Origin of the sequence: Psychrobacillus sp. FSL K6-1464 (assembly GCF_038003145.1) — a bacterium.
GTDB classification, from domain to species: domain Bacteria; phylum Bacillota; class Bacilli; order Bacillales_A; family Planococcaceae; genus Psychrobacillus; species Psychrobacillus psychrotolerans.
The window spans coordinates 3202849-3218075 of the sequence record NZ_JBBOOP010000001.1 but is presented as its reverse complement, the minus strand read 5'-3'; the positions used below and the strand labels follow the sequence as shown (position 1 = coordinate 3218075).

Below are 15227 nucleotides of genomic sequence, written 5' to 3'. Positions count from 1 at the left end.
CTGCATACTGAAAGTGAACTATTATGGAGAGTTTGATCCTGGCTCAGGACGAACGCTGGCGGCATGCCTAATACATGCAAGTCGAGCGAATGACGAAGAAGCTTGCTTCTTCTGATTTAGCGGCGGACGGGTGAGTAACACGTGGGCAACCTGCCCTGTAGATTGGGATAACTCCGGGAAACCGGGGCTAATACCGAATAATCCATTTCCTCTCATGGGGAGATGTTAAAAGACGGTTTCGGCTGTCACTACAGGATGGGCCCGCGGCGCATTAGCTAGTTGGTGAGGTAACGGCTCACCAAGGCGACGATGCGTAGCCGACCTGAGAGGGTGATCGGCCACACTGGGACTGAGACACGGCCCAGACTCCTACGGGAGGCAGCAGTAGGGAATCTTCCACAATGGACGAAAGTCTGATGGAGCAATGCCGCGTGAGTGAAGAAGGTTTTCGGATCGTAAAACTCTGTTGTGAGGGAAGAACAAGTACGAGAGTAACTGCTCGTACCTTGACGGTACCTCATTAGAAAGCCACGGCTAACTACGTGCCAGCAGCCGCGGTAATACGTAGGTGGCAAGCGTTGTCCGGAATTATTGGGCGTAAAGCGCGCGCAGGCGGTCCTTTAAGTCTGATGTGAAATCCCACGGCTCAACCGTGGAAGGTCATTGGAAACTGGGGGACTTGAGTACAGAAGAGGAAAGCGGAATTCCAAGTGTAGCGGTGAAATGCGTAGAGATTTGGAGGAACACCAGTGGCGAAGGCGGCTTTCTGGTCTGTAACTGACGCTGAGGCGCGAAAGCGTGGGGAGCAAACAGGATTAGATACCCTGGTAGTCCACGCCGTAAACGATGAGTGCTAAGTGTTAGGGGGTTTCCGCCCCTTAGTGCTGCAGCTAACGCATTAAGCACTCCGCCTGGGGAGTACGGTCGCAAGACTGAAACTCAAAGGAATTGACGGGGGCCCGCACAAGCGGTGGAGCATGTGGTTTAATTCGAAGCAACGCGAAGAACCTTACCAGGTCTTGACATCCCGCTGACCGGCCTAGAGATAGGCTTTTCCCTTCGGGGACAGCGGTGACAGGTGGTGCATGGTTGTCGTCAGCTCGTGTCGTGAGATGTTGGGTTAAGTCCCGCAACGAGCGCAACCCTTGATCTTAGTTGCCAGCATTTAGTTGGGCACTCTAAGGTGACTGCCGGTGATAAACCGGAGGAAGGTGGGGATGACGTCAAATCATCATGCCCCTTATGACCTGGGCTACACACGTGCTACAATGGACGGTACAGAGGGTCGCAACCCCGCGAGGGTGAGCAAATCCCATAAAACCGTTCTCAGTTCGGATTGTAGGCTGCAACTCGCCTACATGAAGCCGGAATCGCTAGTAATCGTGGATCAGCATGCCACGGTGAATACGTTCCCGGGCCTTGTACACACCGCCCGTCACACCACGAGAGTTTGTAACACCCGAAGTCGGTGGGGTAACCCTTACGGGAGCCAGCCGCCGAAGGTGGGACAGATGATTGGGGTGAAGTCGTAACAAGGTAGCCGTATCGGAAGGTGCGGCTGGATCACCTCCTTTCTAAGGATAATATCGGAATACGAATCTTTATTCGTATCTTAACGTTTTGCAGTTCAGTTTTGAATGTTCATTTTATATGAAGATTCAACTCTTGTTCTTTGAAAACTGGATAAAACGACATTGAAACAATAAACAACAAGAAATTCTGTTGTGATTATTTACGTAATCACGACGTGTAAGACTTTTTAACTTTTAGGTTAAGTTAATAAGGGCGCACGGTGAATGCCTTGGCACTAGGAGTCGACGAAGGACGGCACTAACACCGATATGCTTCGGGGAGCTGTAAGTGAGCTTTGATCCGGAGATTTCCGAATGGGGAAACCCACTGTTCGTAATGGAGCAGTACATTTGCGTGAATACATAGCGCATCTGAGACACACCCAGGGAACTGAAACATCTAAGTACCTGGAGGAAGAGAAAGAAAATTCGATTCCCTGAGTAGCGGCGAGCGAAACGGGAATAGCCCAAACCAAAAGGCTTGCCTTTTGGGGTTGTAGGACACTCTACATAGAGTTACAAAGGAATGAGTTAGACGAAGCGATCTGGAAAGGTCCGCAGGATAGGGTAAAAGCCCCGTAGTCTAAAATTCATTCTCTCTTGAGTGTATCCTGAGTACGGCGGAACACGTGAAATTCCGTCGGAATCTGGGAGGACCATCTCCCAAGGCTAAATACTACCTAGTGACCGATAGTGAACCAGTACCGTGAGGGAAAGGTGAAAAGCACCCCGGAAGGGGAGTGAAATAGATCCTGAAACCGTGTGCCTACAAGTAGTTAGAGCCCGTTAATGGGTGATAGCGTGCCTTTTGTAGAATGAACCGGCGAGTTACGATCCCATGCAAGGTTAAGTCGAGAAGACGGAGCCGCAGCGAAAGCGAGTCTGAATAGGGCGAATGAGTATGTGGTCGTAGACCCGAAACCAGGTGATCTACCCATGTCCAGGATGAAGGTAAGGTAACACTTACTGGAGGTCCGAACCCACGCACGTTGAAAAGTGCGGGGATGAGGTGTGGGTAGCGGAGAAATTCCAATCGAACCTGGAGATAGCTGGTTCTCTCCGAAATAGCTTTAGGGCTAGCCTCAAACGTTAGAATCTTGGAGGTAGAGCACTGTTTGGACTAGGGGCCCATCCCGGGTTACCGAATTCAGACAAACTCCGAATGCCAATGATTTATGTTTGGGAGTCAGACTGCGAGTGATAAGATCCGTAGTCAAGAGGGAAACAGCCCAGACCACCAGCTAAGGTCCCAAAGTATTTGTTAAGTGGAAAAGGATGTGGCGTTGCTTAGACAACCAGGATGTTGGCTTAGAAGCAGCCATCATTTAAAGAGTGCGTAATAGCTCACTGGTCGAGTGACGCTGCGCCGAAAATGTATCGGGGCTAAACAAATCACCGAAGCTGTGGATTGATACCTTTGGTATCAGTGGTAGGAGAGCGTTCTAAGGGCGTTGAAGTCAGACCGGAAGGACTGGTGGAGCGCTTAGAAGTGAGAATGCCGGTATGAGTAGCGAAAGACGGGTGAGAATCCCGTCCACCGTATGACTAAGGTTTCCTGAGGAAGGCTCGTCCGCTCAGGGTTAGTCGGGACCTAAGCCGAGGCCGATAGGCGTAGGCGATGGATAACAGGTTGATATTCCTGTACCACCAAACCACCGTTTGAGTAATGGGGGGACGCAGAAGGATAGGGTAAGCATGCTGTTGGTTATGCATGTCCAAGCAGTAAGGTGTGAATGTAGGCAAATCCGCATTCTTTAACATTGAGCTGTGATGGCGAGGACGTATGTCTAGAGTTCCTGATTTCACACTGCCAAGAAAAGCCTCTAGCGAGGTGAAAGGTGCCCGTACCGCAAACCGACACAGGTAGTCGAGGAGAGAATCCTAAGGTGAGCGAGAGAACTCTCGTTAAGGAACTCGGCAAAATGACCCCGTAACTTCGGGAGAAGGGGTGCTCTTTTGGGTTCATAGCCTAGAAGAGCCGCAGTGAATAGGCCCAGGCGACTGTTTAGCAAAAACACAGGTCTATGCAAAACCGTAAGGTGAAGTATATGGGCTGACGCCTGCCCGGTGCTGGAAGGTTAAGAGGAGTGCTTAGCGCAAGCGAAGGTGCGAATTGAAGCCCCAGTAAACGGCGGCCGTAACTATAACGGTCCTAAGGTAGCGAAATTCCTTGTCGGGTAAGTTCCGACCCGCACGAAAGGCGTAACGATCTGGGCACTGTCTCAACGAGAGACTCGGTGAAATTATAGTACCTGTGAAGATGCAGGTTACCCGCGACAGGACGGAAAGACCCCGTGGAGCTTTACTATAGCTTGATATTGAATTTTGGTGCAACTTGTACAGGATAGGCAGGAGCCTTAGAGCCCGGAGCGCCAGCTTCGGAGGAGGCGTCGGTGGGATACTGCCCTGGTTGTATTGAAATTCTAACCCATACCCGTAACCCGGGTAGGAGACAGTGTCAGGCGGGTAGTTTGACTGGGGCGGTCGCCTCCTAAAGTGTAACGGAGGCGCCCAAAGGTTCCCTCAGAATGGTTGGAAATCATTCGAAGAGTGTAAAGGCAGAAGGGAGCTTGACTGCGAGACCTACAAGTCGAGCAGGGTCGAAAGACGGGCTTAGTGATCCGGTGGTTCCGCATGGAAGGGCCATCGCTCAACGGATAAAAGCTACCCCGGGGATAACAGGCTTATCTCCCCCAAGAGTCCACATCGACGGGGAGGTTTGGCACCTCGATGTCGGCTCATCGCATCCTGGGGCTGTAGTCGGTCCCAAGGGTTGGGCTGTTCGCCCATTAAAGCGGTACGCGAGCTGGGTTCAGAACGTCGTGAGACAGTTCGGTCCCTATCCGTCGTGGGCGTAGGAAATTTGAGAGGAGCTGTCCTTAGTACGAGAGGACCGGGATGGACACACCGCTGGTGTACCAGTTGTTCTGCCAAGAGCATCGCTGGGTAGCTATGTGTGGACGGGATAAGTGCTGAAAGCATCTAAGCACGAAGCCCCCCTCAAGATGAGATTTCCCATTACGCAAGTAAGTAAGATCCCTCAAAGACGATGAGGTAGATAGGTTCGGGGTGGAAGCGTGGCGACACGTGCAGCTGACGAATACTAATCGATCGAGGACTTAACCAAATTTTGTTTAACGTAACAATGTCGTTTATCCAGTTTTGAGTGAACAAGCACTCTATTTATAAAGATTTCAAGTTACAACGCAATGCGCTGTAGATTGGAAGCCGAAGAGTCTAGTGATGATGGCGAAGAGGTCACACCCGTTCCCATACCGAACACGGAAGTTAAGCTCTTCAGCGCCGATGGTAGTTGGGGGTTTCCCCCTGTGAGAGTAGGACGTCGCTGGGCACCAAAAAGAAGTCGTTACCGAGTTATATCGGTAACGACTTCTTTTTTGTTTTTGAAAAATTAACGTTCGCTCATTAATGCAAGTGTATTTCCTTCTGTATCTTTAAAGAATGCCATCCAGGTTTCTTTATCCTCTACCTTTGCTACCATATGTGGTTCATCGATGAAAGTAGCTCCTGCCTCCTTCATTCTCAAAACCTCGCTATTTAAATCCTCCACTTGGAAATATAACACGGAGCTGGGGTGATTGAATTCTTCTTTTTCAGCTCGACTTAAGAGAAGTCGTGTATCTCCACATTGAAAAAAAGCTAGACCATCCATTTCAAATAACAGAGATAAATTAATAACATCCTTATAAAATGTAACCGCTCTTTCCACATTTTCCACATTTATCGCTACTTGTCCTAATTTCATAAATAATTTCCCTCATTTCTTATATATATCTATTCTCTATTTCATTGCAAATTCCTTTAAAATACTTGCCTATGCATAGGCCCAAATATAACTAGACAAATGACAGTTAATATTATATACTACATTACAACACTAATGTACTGATTTTTAGGAGAGAGGAGATTAACCTCAGGTGATATTAAGTAACGACAGCAGCAAGCCAATATATGTGCAAATTGCAGAATGGTTGGAGAATGAAATTATTGCAGAGCGTTTTACGGCTAACGAAAAAGTATACTCTCAGTATCAGTTGGCAGAGCTTTTCAATATAAATCCAGCTACAGCTGCTAAGGGACTAACGATACTTGTAGAGGAAATGACATTATATAAGAAGAGGGGACTTGGGATGTTCGTAGCACCAGAGGCCAAAATGATGATTCTGGAAAAACGGAGAAATGAAACACTTACGAAAATGGTAACAGACATTGTTTTAGAAGCGAAAAGGTTATCAGTAACAAAAGCGGAATTAATACAACTCATCCATAAATGTGAGGAGGAGATCCAGTGAATGTGATAGATTGTCAAAAGGTAAGCAAGGGTTATCGAAGAACTAATGCTTTAGAAGATATTACTTTTCAACTGACAGATCAAAAAATTACAGGACTTATTGGTCGTAATGGTGCGGGGAAGACAACTTTGCTCAAAATATTGGCAGGCTTAACTAAGCATAAATCTGGTGAAGTAAATGTATTTGGAAAAAACCCTTATAATAATTTACTGGTTTCTGCAAACAGTATTTTAGTGGATGATCAAATGACTTTTCCAGACTCACTTACCTTAGAAGAGATATTGCGAAGTGCACCAGCTTTTTATAAAAAGTGGGATACACAACTTGCCAATCGGTTATTTCAATACTTTAAACTGGATTCCAAGCAACAGCATTCTAAGTTATCCAAAGGTTCAAGAGCTACGTTTAATATGATTTTCGGATTGTCTACACATTGTGAGTTAACGATGTTTGATGAGCCAACAAACGGAATGGATGAAGCGGTTCGGACAGACTTTTATAGAGCTTTACTAAAGGATTATATTGCACATCCTCGCTCTATTCTAATATCTAGTCACCATTTATCAGAAATAGAGCATTTACTAGAGGATATATTATTGATTCATAAAGGGAAAGTTGTACTTCATGCAGACTTAGATGAAGTGAAGGAATATGCGGTAGCTATTCAGGGACCAGTTGCAGATGTGGAAAAATGGACAGCAGGGGAGGAAGTTCTTCATTCAAAAAGAGTTGATGAGCAAAAGCAATATGCAGTGGTTAAAAAAAATTCGAAGCTGGAAAGAGCTCGCTTAGAAGGTGCCAACATTCAGATGTTAACTGCCAGTGAGGTATGCATGTACATGACGAGTGAGAGCAAAGGGGGAATCGATGATGTTTTTAAGTAACATTAGCCTAACGAGTGTAGTACTATCTCAGGTAAAGTTTAAGCTAAGTGCTTATAGCGGATTGATCTACTCACTAATTATTTTACAGGTGTTAGGGATACTTTTTGCTACTGGGTGGTCAAGTAGTGGAACTTCCATTAATAATATATCTATTAATTTGAATATATCATCAATCGATTCAGGATTCATTTTTGTCTCATTATTAGCTATTTCAGTTGGTAATCTAATTACAACGAGAGCATACCGCTATGATGACTTTTCGTTTGTAGCTACTCGTCTAAGTAGCAATATAGCTAATTGTATCGTTTTATTGATTTTTAGTTGTTATGCAGGGGTGACTACTTATTTTTCAGTTTATCTAATGCGTATCTTTTTAACGTTTAATAGTACTAATGAGTTTGTAGAAGGTCCTACTATTCTAGGTGATCCTATGAATTCTTTATTAACTATTATAGCGATGATTATTTTCTTATGGATGTTCAGCTCGTTAGGATATATAGCTGGCACTCTGTTTCAAAACCATAAGCTACTGTTCTTTGGGGCATTAGTAATTATTATTATGTTGTTGCTGACAGGGACTTGGATAAGGATATCAGAAATAATTTTTGTAGAGAACAGTTCATTGCTAATATTGATTGCAAAAACTTTTGGTATAGCGATATTGATCTTTGCGACATCCACTGCAATTTCTAACCGTTTGGGGGTTAGAGTATGAGTAATACTTGGATGATATTCTTTATTGGATTAATACCTGTAGTCATTGGAATACTTATAGTTCTTTATATAACGAAGAAAGTAAAATATAAAGGGAGTCTACGTCTAAATAAAATTGTGATAATGATCTACTTCAGTTTATTAATCGGTGTTGGAGTTGTATATGAAATACTACCAAAGGAACCGATAGTAGAACAATTATCCGAAGAACAATTACAGCAATTACAAACAGAAAACGAAGTATTTGAAGAAAAGTTACTAAAACAAGAAGAGAACAAATTGAGTCAGAAGTTTCTTAAAGAAGAATGGACTCATGAACTAAGTGGGAATACATTAACTCTTGGATATATAGGAAATGACTCATATTCTACAAAAGTGGTAGTGGAATGGATAGACTCTACTGCTCAAAAGATTGAAGGAAAGGTATACCGGTCTCATATAAATTTATATGGATTAAAAATAGAAGATAAGATTCCCCTTCATGTAGCAGAATGGACGGGGAATGAGTTAGTTATACATGAGCCTGTGGAGCAAGAGTTTACATTCGAACAGTTTTCTAATGAGTTAAACGTATTTCAGCAAACGGATACGATGGAGATTAGGATGGTAAGAGGTTTCACGTATATTCACTTAAAAGTCCCGAAGCATATAGAGATCGTGGATCCTTTGGGACTTCAAATGTATTAACTAAAGATAAAGTGCTTGCTACTCGAGCACTTTATTTTAGTTTTACATCAAATAAGAATTTCAATTGTCTCATTAAAAGTTTAGAAGGGATAAAAGGGAATAAAAGGTCTCGAACACTGGCAATTGGGCGAGATTGGATTTGAGCGATTTCTCCAATTTGACGAGAAAGCCTAATTACTTTGGCAGTTCGTGCAACTCGCTTTTCTTCATAAAATGCTAACACCTTATCCATATGTTCAAATTGTTTGAAGCCGTTACCTAAAACGATGGCATCCTCAATAGCCTGTCCTGCTCCTTGCCCCATATTGGGTGTAGTGGCATGAGCAGCATCTCCAAGAAGAACTACTCTTCCAAAAACAAATTGCCGCAGTGGTTTAATATCAGATAAGTCATGGTGAAGAATTCTCTCGAGAGGTGTAGTTGTAATTATGTTGTGTACAACTTTTGGAAGATGGTCAAATATATCACCGATTTCCGGAGCAGTGAGCTTTTGAAATTGTGGATTTCTAGCCGTTGTATTAATACAGGCGAACCAATATATCAACCCATTTTTCATCGGGGCCATCCCAAATCTTCCTTGTGTCGCCCAATATTCCGAAGATGTGTATTCATCAACTCTTCCATTGTTCTCTGTTATTCCTCTCCAACATGTGTAGCCGGCGTATCGAGTAACAGAGCCAGGTATTAGTTGTTGCCGTATAGATGAATGAATACCATCGGCAGCTATGAGCATATCGGCGGTCACAGTTGTACCGTCTTCGAAATAGACAGTTACTTGATTATCATTTTGCTCGACAGATATGTACTTTTTATTGAAATGAAGTGTATCTGGTTTAAGTGCTTTCAGAAAAATATTATGTAAATCAGCTCGGTGAATGGTAATATTCTCTTGTCCATAAAGCTCTTTTAGTACGGTAAGATCTATCGTATTGAGTGTATTCCCATAGGTATCTAGAAATACCTGTTGATGAAGAGTATGACCATTCGCAAATATCTCTTCCCCAACACCAATTTCCATGAGTGCTTGCAAAGCATTAGAGCCTATTCCAATTCCAGCGCCGACAGGTTGAAAAGTTGGACTAGCTTCGTATACCTGAACAGAAAAACCTTGTTTTTGTAAGGTTACGGCAGCACAGAGCCCTCCAATGCCCCCGCCTATTATTGCTATTTTCATTTGGTAAAACCTCCTCCTCCTGTGATATTCTAATCTAAAGGGGTGATAATCATGATAAATCTAACTATGTATAATGACAGTTATAGAAAACCATTAGAAAATTATCCGCTATCTGTGGAGCAACTTTCATTTACGGGACATCCATTAGAATTGCTAGAACGAGCTAATATAAATGCATCGTATACTCCCATTATTATAACGGAAGATGATCAAGTTGCTGGCTTTTTCGTACTAGATACCGGTGAGTATAAATTTCATTACACAGATATTGAAGAGAGTATTTTACTAAGGGGATATTCCATTCACCCAGATTATCAGGGGAAGGGAATTGCGCAAGCATCAATGATACTGCTTCAATCTTTTGTGGCGAAGCATTTTCCACATGTAAACAGAATCGTTCTAGGAGTGAATGAAGCAAACATTGCTGCACAGGCTGTGTATATAAAATCAGGTTTTCTCGATGAGGGCAGACGTTTTAATGGGAGATCTGGTATTCAAATTGCTATGTCAAAAAGGATTTGTTTAGAATCGATCAATGACGCGTGATAATTGATCGATGTAGAAGGAAAATCGATCAATCCCACGGTGAAATCGATCGATGCCTTCCAAACATCGATCGATCACGTGCAATAATCGATCGATCATACCTGTTATTTTAGTCTATATAGTACATCATCATCTTCACTGGGTGTTCCTCGGCCATCCGTGTTATTGGTGATGAAATAGAGTGATTCCCCATCAGAGAATACGTCTCGTACTCGTCCGAACCCAGTAATCGATTGTTCCACCTCGCCAGTTTCCACATTCAGTATTTTAATAGATTCACCACGGAGAGTCGCTACATATAATTTTCCTTGGTAAAAGGTAATGCCTGAAGGTGCCCAGGTTTCCTTGCTGCCAGTAGTGATAATAGGTGATTCAAGTCCTTCTTCCGTTTCCTCTCCTTCAATGATTGGATAGCCGTAGTTTTTGCCTTGTTCAACCAAATTGATTTCATCATTTGCTGACTGACCATGTTCCGCTTCATATAGTGTTCCCGCCGCATTCCAAGCGAGACCTTGTGGATTGCGGTGCCCCATAGAGAATATTTCAAAAGCACCGTTATCTTTCATACGAAGAATTTTCCCATTTAGTGAAGCTGGATCCTGCGCATTAATTGGGTTTCCAGCGTCTCCGACAGTTACATAAAAAGACCCGTCTGGACCAATTTCTAAACGCCCACCGTGATGTATATTGCCGGTCTCAATGCCGTCCAAATGAATGGAAATTTCCTGCCACTGCCCATCTTGGCGTTGAATAGTCACGATTTTGTTAAAGGGTTTTCCATTCATGTCATACGTATAGTAAGCATAAGCTTCACCAGTTTCAGGGAAGTCAGGTTTCAGCGTAAAGCCGAGTAGTCCTGCTTCAGATACAGAGGAAAGACTATCCGAAAGTTGAACGGGCTCATGTACAACACGGTCACCTTGTATACGTGCAATCGTTCCGACCCTTTCTGATATATAAAATGTATCGTCCTGTAAATTGATAGACCAGGGGATATTCAAATTAGTTGCGATCTTTTCTGCAATGGGACCCTCGGTAGGTGATTTTTTAGTTTCCTCTGCGCAACCATATAAAACTAGGGAAATAACTAGCATCCACTTTTTCATCATAATCCCTCCATGTATTACTAGTTCCCTTAAGAGAACAATTAATCCTTCCAAGAATGATAAGTTTTTCCTATGTAAAACGATAATAACTATCGAATTTACTTATGACATTAGTCAATGTATGCTAAATACACAGAAGCGGATTTTGAAAGAAGGCAGTTAAATGGAGTTTTTAATCTTTTTCATCATAGGAATTGTAGGAAATGTAGTGGGCACATTAGTTGGAGGCGGGGGGCTTATAAGTTTACCAATGATGTTATTAATGGGTCTGCCAGTGCATTCAGCCATTGGGGCAAATAAAGTCTCTAATACAGTTAGCTCGCTTTCAAGTTTTCTAGTAATCTTCACTAAAAAAGAGGTAACGGGTAAGGAAGCACTTTCCGTATTGGTATTTTGTTTAGGAGGAGGAATAATAGGAGGGCTGATAGCATCTTTTCTAAGTGGTGAGGTACTGACGATAATTGCTATTATTTTATTGAGCTTTGCCTTTATTACTTCCTTTATGGGAAAAGGAAATTTTGGCGGCACGGAAATCTTTCAACTAAACAAAAAAACAGCTCCAGCTTTGTTGGGAATTGGTATGTACGACGGCATGTTCGGTCCAGGGAGCAGCACATTAGCGCTATATTTATATGCGAGTGAAAAAATTGCCTATATACGTGCAGTCGGACTTGCACGAATTGGTGTGTTTTCTAGTTGCTTTGGAGCATCCATTACGTATATTTCTACTGGTAAAATTATGTGGCCGGTTACATTTGCACTAATGCTAGGAGCGATACTTGGAGCGCAGCTTGGACTTCGACTTGCACGAAAATTAAAGGCAGAGCATGTAAAGCCATTATTGCGTGTGGTAACTATATTGCTTTTAGTGCAAATTGTTGTGGACTATTTGAGATAGGGAGGAATTAGTATGAGGATAAGATGTGCTATTCTAGATGATTATCAGCAAGTTGCGTTAAAAAGTGCAGATTGGTCAAGTATTACAGAGAAGGTCGACGTTGTATCGTTTTCTCAGCACTTTAATGATGAAGATGAATTAGTAGATTCCATTCGTGATGCGGAGATAGTAATTATTATGCGAGAGCGTACACCTTTTGGAGCAACACTCTTCAAAAAGTTACCGAAGCTTAAATTACTGATTACTTCTGGAATGAGAAATGCATCGATTGACCTTGAGGCTGCTTCTGCGCATGGAGTCGCTGTGTGTGGAACTGCGAGCTCTTCTGAGCCACCAACTGAGTTAACATGGGCTTTAATATTAAACTTGGCACGTCATATTGTAAAAGAAAACGCTGAACTTCGTAGCAATGGATTATGGCAGAGTACAGTTGGGGCAGATTTATATGGGAAGCGTTTAGGTCTCCTTGGGCTCGGTAAAATAGGAGGGCGAATGGCAACTATTGCAAAAGCCTTTGGAATGGATGTCATCGCCTGGAGTCAAAACTTAACGAAGGAGCAAACAGATAAGCTAGGTGTTCAATTGGCAAATTCAAAAGAAGAGTTGTTAGAGACAAGTGATTACATTTCTATTCATCTCGTATTAAGCGACAGAACTAGAGGACTTATTAGTAAGAAGGACTTAAAGCTTATGAAAAGCTCCGCTTATTTAATCAATACATCTCGAGCAGCTATAATTGACGAGCAAGCGATTATACAAGCGCTCCGTGAAAATTGGATTGCCGGAGCAGGATTAGATGTATTCGACCTCGAGCCATTACCTCAAGACCATCCTTTCCGAACAATGCCAAATATTTTAGCTACTCCACATTTAGGAAATGTGACAGAGAAAAACTACACTACATACTACGAAGAAGCGGTGGAAGATATACAGGCGTACTTGGATGGGAGAGTGATTCGTTCTTTACAATAATAAATAGAAAAAAGGAAAGGCTATCTAAAGAATTTACACGAATTCTCCGATAGCCTTTTTTATAATTATTTTAATGCTTCAAGCTGTTTGCCTAGTTCTTGTACAGCTTTTGTTTCTTCATCTGTAGTTGTTTTCAATAATAATTTTTGTCTTTCTAGTACTTCATTCAATGTTGCTAGTTCAGCGGATATGTCGGCATCTTTTTGCTCACTTTTTTCGATCAATGAGTTAATCGGATCGAATAGGTTTTCGTGACCGACTATTCTGCCTTCACCCCACATCAGTTTTTCTTTAGGCGCTTCTAGCACATAGTTTGTAAAGTAATTGAATACCTCTTTATCAAAGTCGTAGGCATACCAATTATTGTCGATAGCCCATAGGTATTCATCCACTGCAGTAGTTATATCGCCTTTCTCTAAAGCTTCGATAGCGAGTATAAGATTAGTAATATTATTTTGTGCATGTTCGTGTGGGAATATTTGTGCATCTTCCCATGTTAAACGAACAAATTGATCTTCAGCGTGTTTGAATGCAGCGAGTAGACCGCTATTCAAATCACGGCTTTCCTCATATAACTTTTGTGTTGCCTCGGTATCTTCCTCAGTTAAAGCAGTAAAATAATCATCATTTACTTTAGCGACCTTTGTATTTACTTCTTCTGCAAGTGCAATAGCTTTGTCAATCTCCGCAACTAATTGGTCGGAAGAAACTTCAGCTTGTCCAAAAGTATCTGTGTCAATTACTTTTTTCATTGCCGTCAAACGGGTTGTGAAGTCTAGTGGAACGACTGCTGTTTGATCGTAATGCATGGAAAGTAAACCGTATAGATTTAAATGGAATTTGAATGCATCCGCGTTATATGTGTCCTCATTATCAAATTGTGAATGATAATGGGTACGCATGAAATCACTGTCTTGGAAATCATTACGAAGGGCTGGAACACCAGCAATTCCAAATGAAAAATCATCTGACCATGTACGCAGTGGTGAAACGACAGAAATTCCATCCTTATAGACACCATCTACAGTTGGTACATTCTTCGCAAAATCCGTTAAATAACTATTCAATTCATAGACAGAACGAATTTCATCTTGTGTTGTGTGCTCATAGGCTGGAAGCTCAAAGTTCATATTGGCAAAAGCTTTTCCTACCCACTCCGGATGAATATTGAATATTTGGTTATAAGCCCCGGTTGACCAGTCATACCGAGAGTTAGAAACTCCCCATTCTTCTGCAGCGAGTGCGTTGAAAATAATTGTTTTTTCTGGTTGATAGCCACTGTCTACTAACCCTTTAGCGACACCCATCATTAACCCGATTGCTGCATGGTCATCTTGGAATCCTGTAAAGTAAGAATCATAGTGAGCAGATAAAATAATATATGATTCCGGGTCTTTTCCGATAATTTTCCCGTAATAATTATAAGACTTTCCATCCATTTTGACCGTAGATTTAGCATCGAATTTTACAGTCATCGTACCATTCTCACTAGATTCCAAAGCCTTCTTCAGCTGATTTGCATCCGTTTGAGACATAGAAAATGCAGGAGCATCATCCGGTCCACAGACATCCTGAGCGTTAAGTGCATCTTCATCCGCTTCCGCATAACCTGCTTCCTGAACTGCAATTACTGCCGCAGCTCCTTTTAAATGTGCTTGGTAGGCAGGATAGTTTATCCACCATTCCTCGCGTTGGTTTATGTCAACTAAAACTAGCTTACCTTCGACATCTAGATTTGCTAAATCATCAGCAGTCCCTTTACCACCGTAGACAATTTCAAGATCCTTTACACCATTCGTATCAAAATTCACTTGGTATGCTCCTAAAACAGCCAAATGCTCTTTGCCATTTTCATCTACGAATGTTAGGTCCGCTTTTTCAAATTCCCATGTGTCTAAGGTGAATTCATCCTTTGTCACTTCAGTAAGTCCAATTTTCTTCATTTCGTCCGCAATTTTTTCTCCCGTTTTCAGCTCTGCTTCTGATCCAGCAGTCCGATAACCAAGTTTTTCATTTGTTTTAAATTCTTCTAAGCTCTTTGTGAATCCAAAGGCATAGTCGACGTCGACAGCTGATAGATAATCTTCATTTACACTGATTAAATCCTTTTCAGGTGTAACCTCTTTTTTTACTTCTGTCGACTCTTCTTTAGGCGCACAGGCCCCCAATGACATAGCGATTACCAAAGATAATGCTATTCCTCCCGTAAACTTGTTCATTTATCACATTCCTTTACAAAATTTTTAACAACTAGCTTATTAAACGATAAAACTAGCGTAATTACAAGAGTAATTTTCACTTATCACATTCCCTATATTAAAAAGAAAAAACCCAATAACTATTGGCTATTAAGATACATTTA

Annotated in this window: 11 protein-coding genes and 3 rRNA genes; 10 read left to right on the top strand and 4 right to left on the bottom strand. The window is 42.2% G+C overall.

Translation table 11 applies throughout. The features are described 5' to 3' along the window. The first annotated feature begins 20 nt into the window (after positions 1-20). The 3 genes from MKX39_RS16330 (at position 21) to rrf (ending at position 4923) form a co-directional block, all read left to right on the top strand. Positions 21-1574 (top strand): 16S ribosomal RNA (locus MKX39_RS16330). A 195-nt stretch (positions 1575-1769) separates the two neighbouring features. Further along, a 23S ribosomal RNA gene (locus MKX39_RS16325) occupies positions 1770-4698 on the top strand. A 109-nt stretch (positions 4699-4807) separates the two neighbouring features. Next, a 5S ribosomal RNA gene (gene rrf / locus MKX39_RS16320) occupies positions 4808-4923 on the top strand. Together the 16S, 23S and 5S rRNA genes form the textbook arrangement of a ribosomal RNA operon. Positions 4924-4983: 60 nt before the next feature. Here rrf and MKX39_RS16315 read toward each other — a convergent pair. Further along, on the bottom strand, positions 4984-5337 hold the full coding sequence (locus MKX39_RS16315) for a VOC family protein (RefSeq protein WP_340770529.1): 354 nt from the start codon (positions 5335-5337) through the stop codon (positions 4984-4986). 172 nt (positions 5338-5509) lie between these two features. Here MKX39_RS16315 and MKX39_RS16310 point away from each other — a divergent pair, with 172 nt between their 5' ends. From MKX39_RS16310 to MKX39_RS16295, 4 genes are read left to right on the top strand one after another with little or no spacing between them, the layout of a single operon-like run. Continuing rightward, positions 5510-5884, top strand: coding sequence for a GntR family transcriptional regulator (locus MKX39_RS16310; RefSeq protein ID WP_093538209.1), 375 nt, complete (start codon positions 5510-5512; stop codon positions 5882-5884). After that, positions 5881-6768, top strand: a complete 888-nt coding sequence (locus MKX39_RS16305) for an ABC transporter ATP-binding protein (protein WP_340770527.1) — start codon at positions 5881-5883, stop codon at positions 6766-6768. Before MKX39_RS16310 ends, MKX39_RS16305 begins: the two co-directional genes overlap by 4 nt. Further along, positions 6752-7483, top strand: coding sequence for a hypothetical protein (locus MKX39_RS16300; RefSeq protein WP_340770524.1), 732 nt, complete (start codon positions 6752-6754; stop codon positions 7481-7483). Before MKX39_RS16305 ends, MKX39_RS16300 begins: the two co-directional genes overlap by 17 nt. Next, complete coding sequence (locus MKX39_RS16295; protein ID WP_340770522.1) at positions 7480-8169, top strand: hypothetical protein; 690 nt, start codon at positions 7480-7482, stop codon at positions 8167-8169. Before MKX39_RS16300 ends, MKX39_RS16295 begins: the two co-directional genes overlap by 4 nt. Before the next feature lie 31 nt (positions 8170-8200). On the opposite strand, the gene MKX39_RS16290 is transcribed toward MKX39_RS16295, so the two are convergent. After that, positions 8201-9343, bottom strand: coding sequence for an FAD-dependent monooxygenase (locus tag MKX39_RS16290; protein ID WP_340770519.1), 1143 nt, complete (start codon positions 9341-9343; stop codon positions 8201-8203). A 51-nt stretch (positions 9344-9394) separates the two neighbouring features. Between MKX39_RS16290 and MKX39_RS16285 the strand changes: the two genes are divergently transcribed. Next, the gene (locus MKX39_RS16285; RefSeq protein WP_340770516.1) at positions 9395-9889 is read left to right on the top strand and encodes a GNAT family N-acetyltransferase; all 495 of its coding nucleotides are present in this window, start codon (positions 9395-9397) and stop codon (positions 9887-9889) included. A gap of 104 nt (positions 9890-9993) precedes the next feature. Here the strand turns inward: MKX39_RS16285 and MKX39_RS16280 are convergent, their stop codons facing one another. Further along, positions 9994-10995 carry a PQQ-dependent sugar dehydrogenase gene (locus tag MKX39_RS16280; RefSeq protein ID WP_445678050.1) on the bottom strand — a complete coding sequence of 334 codons (1002 nt, stop codon included), beginning with the start codon at positions 10993-10995 and terminating at the stop codon, positions 9994-9996. Between the two features lie 163 nt (positions 10996-11158). Here MKX39_RS16280 and MKX39_RS16275 point away from each other — a divergent pair, with 163 nt between their 5' ends. Both MKX39_RS16275 and MKX39_RS16270 read left to right on the top strand, forming a co-directional pair. Then, complete coding sequence (locus tag MKX39_RS16275) at positions 11159-11893, top strand: sulfite exporter TauE/SafE family protein (protein ID WP_340770512.1); 735 nt, start codon at positions 11159-11161, stop codon at positions 11891-11893. A 12-nt stretch (positions 11894-11905) separates the two neighbouring features. Further along, entirely contained in the window at positions 11906-12865 is a 960-nt protein-coding gene (locus tag MKX39_RS16270) for a D-2-hydroxyacid dehydrogenase family protein (RefSeq protein WP_340770511.1), read from the top strand. A gap of 65 nt (positions 12866-12930) precedes the next feature. Here MKX39_RS16270 and MKX39_RS16265 read toward each other — a convergent pair whose 3' ends face one another. Next, positions 12931-15084, bottom strand: a complete 2154-nt coding sequence (locus MKX39_RS16265) for a M28 family peptidase (protein WP_340770509.1) — start codon at positions 15082-15084, stop codon at positions 12931-12933. Positions 15085-15227 lie beyond the last annotated feature (143 nt).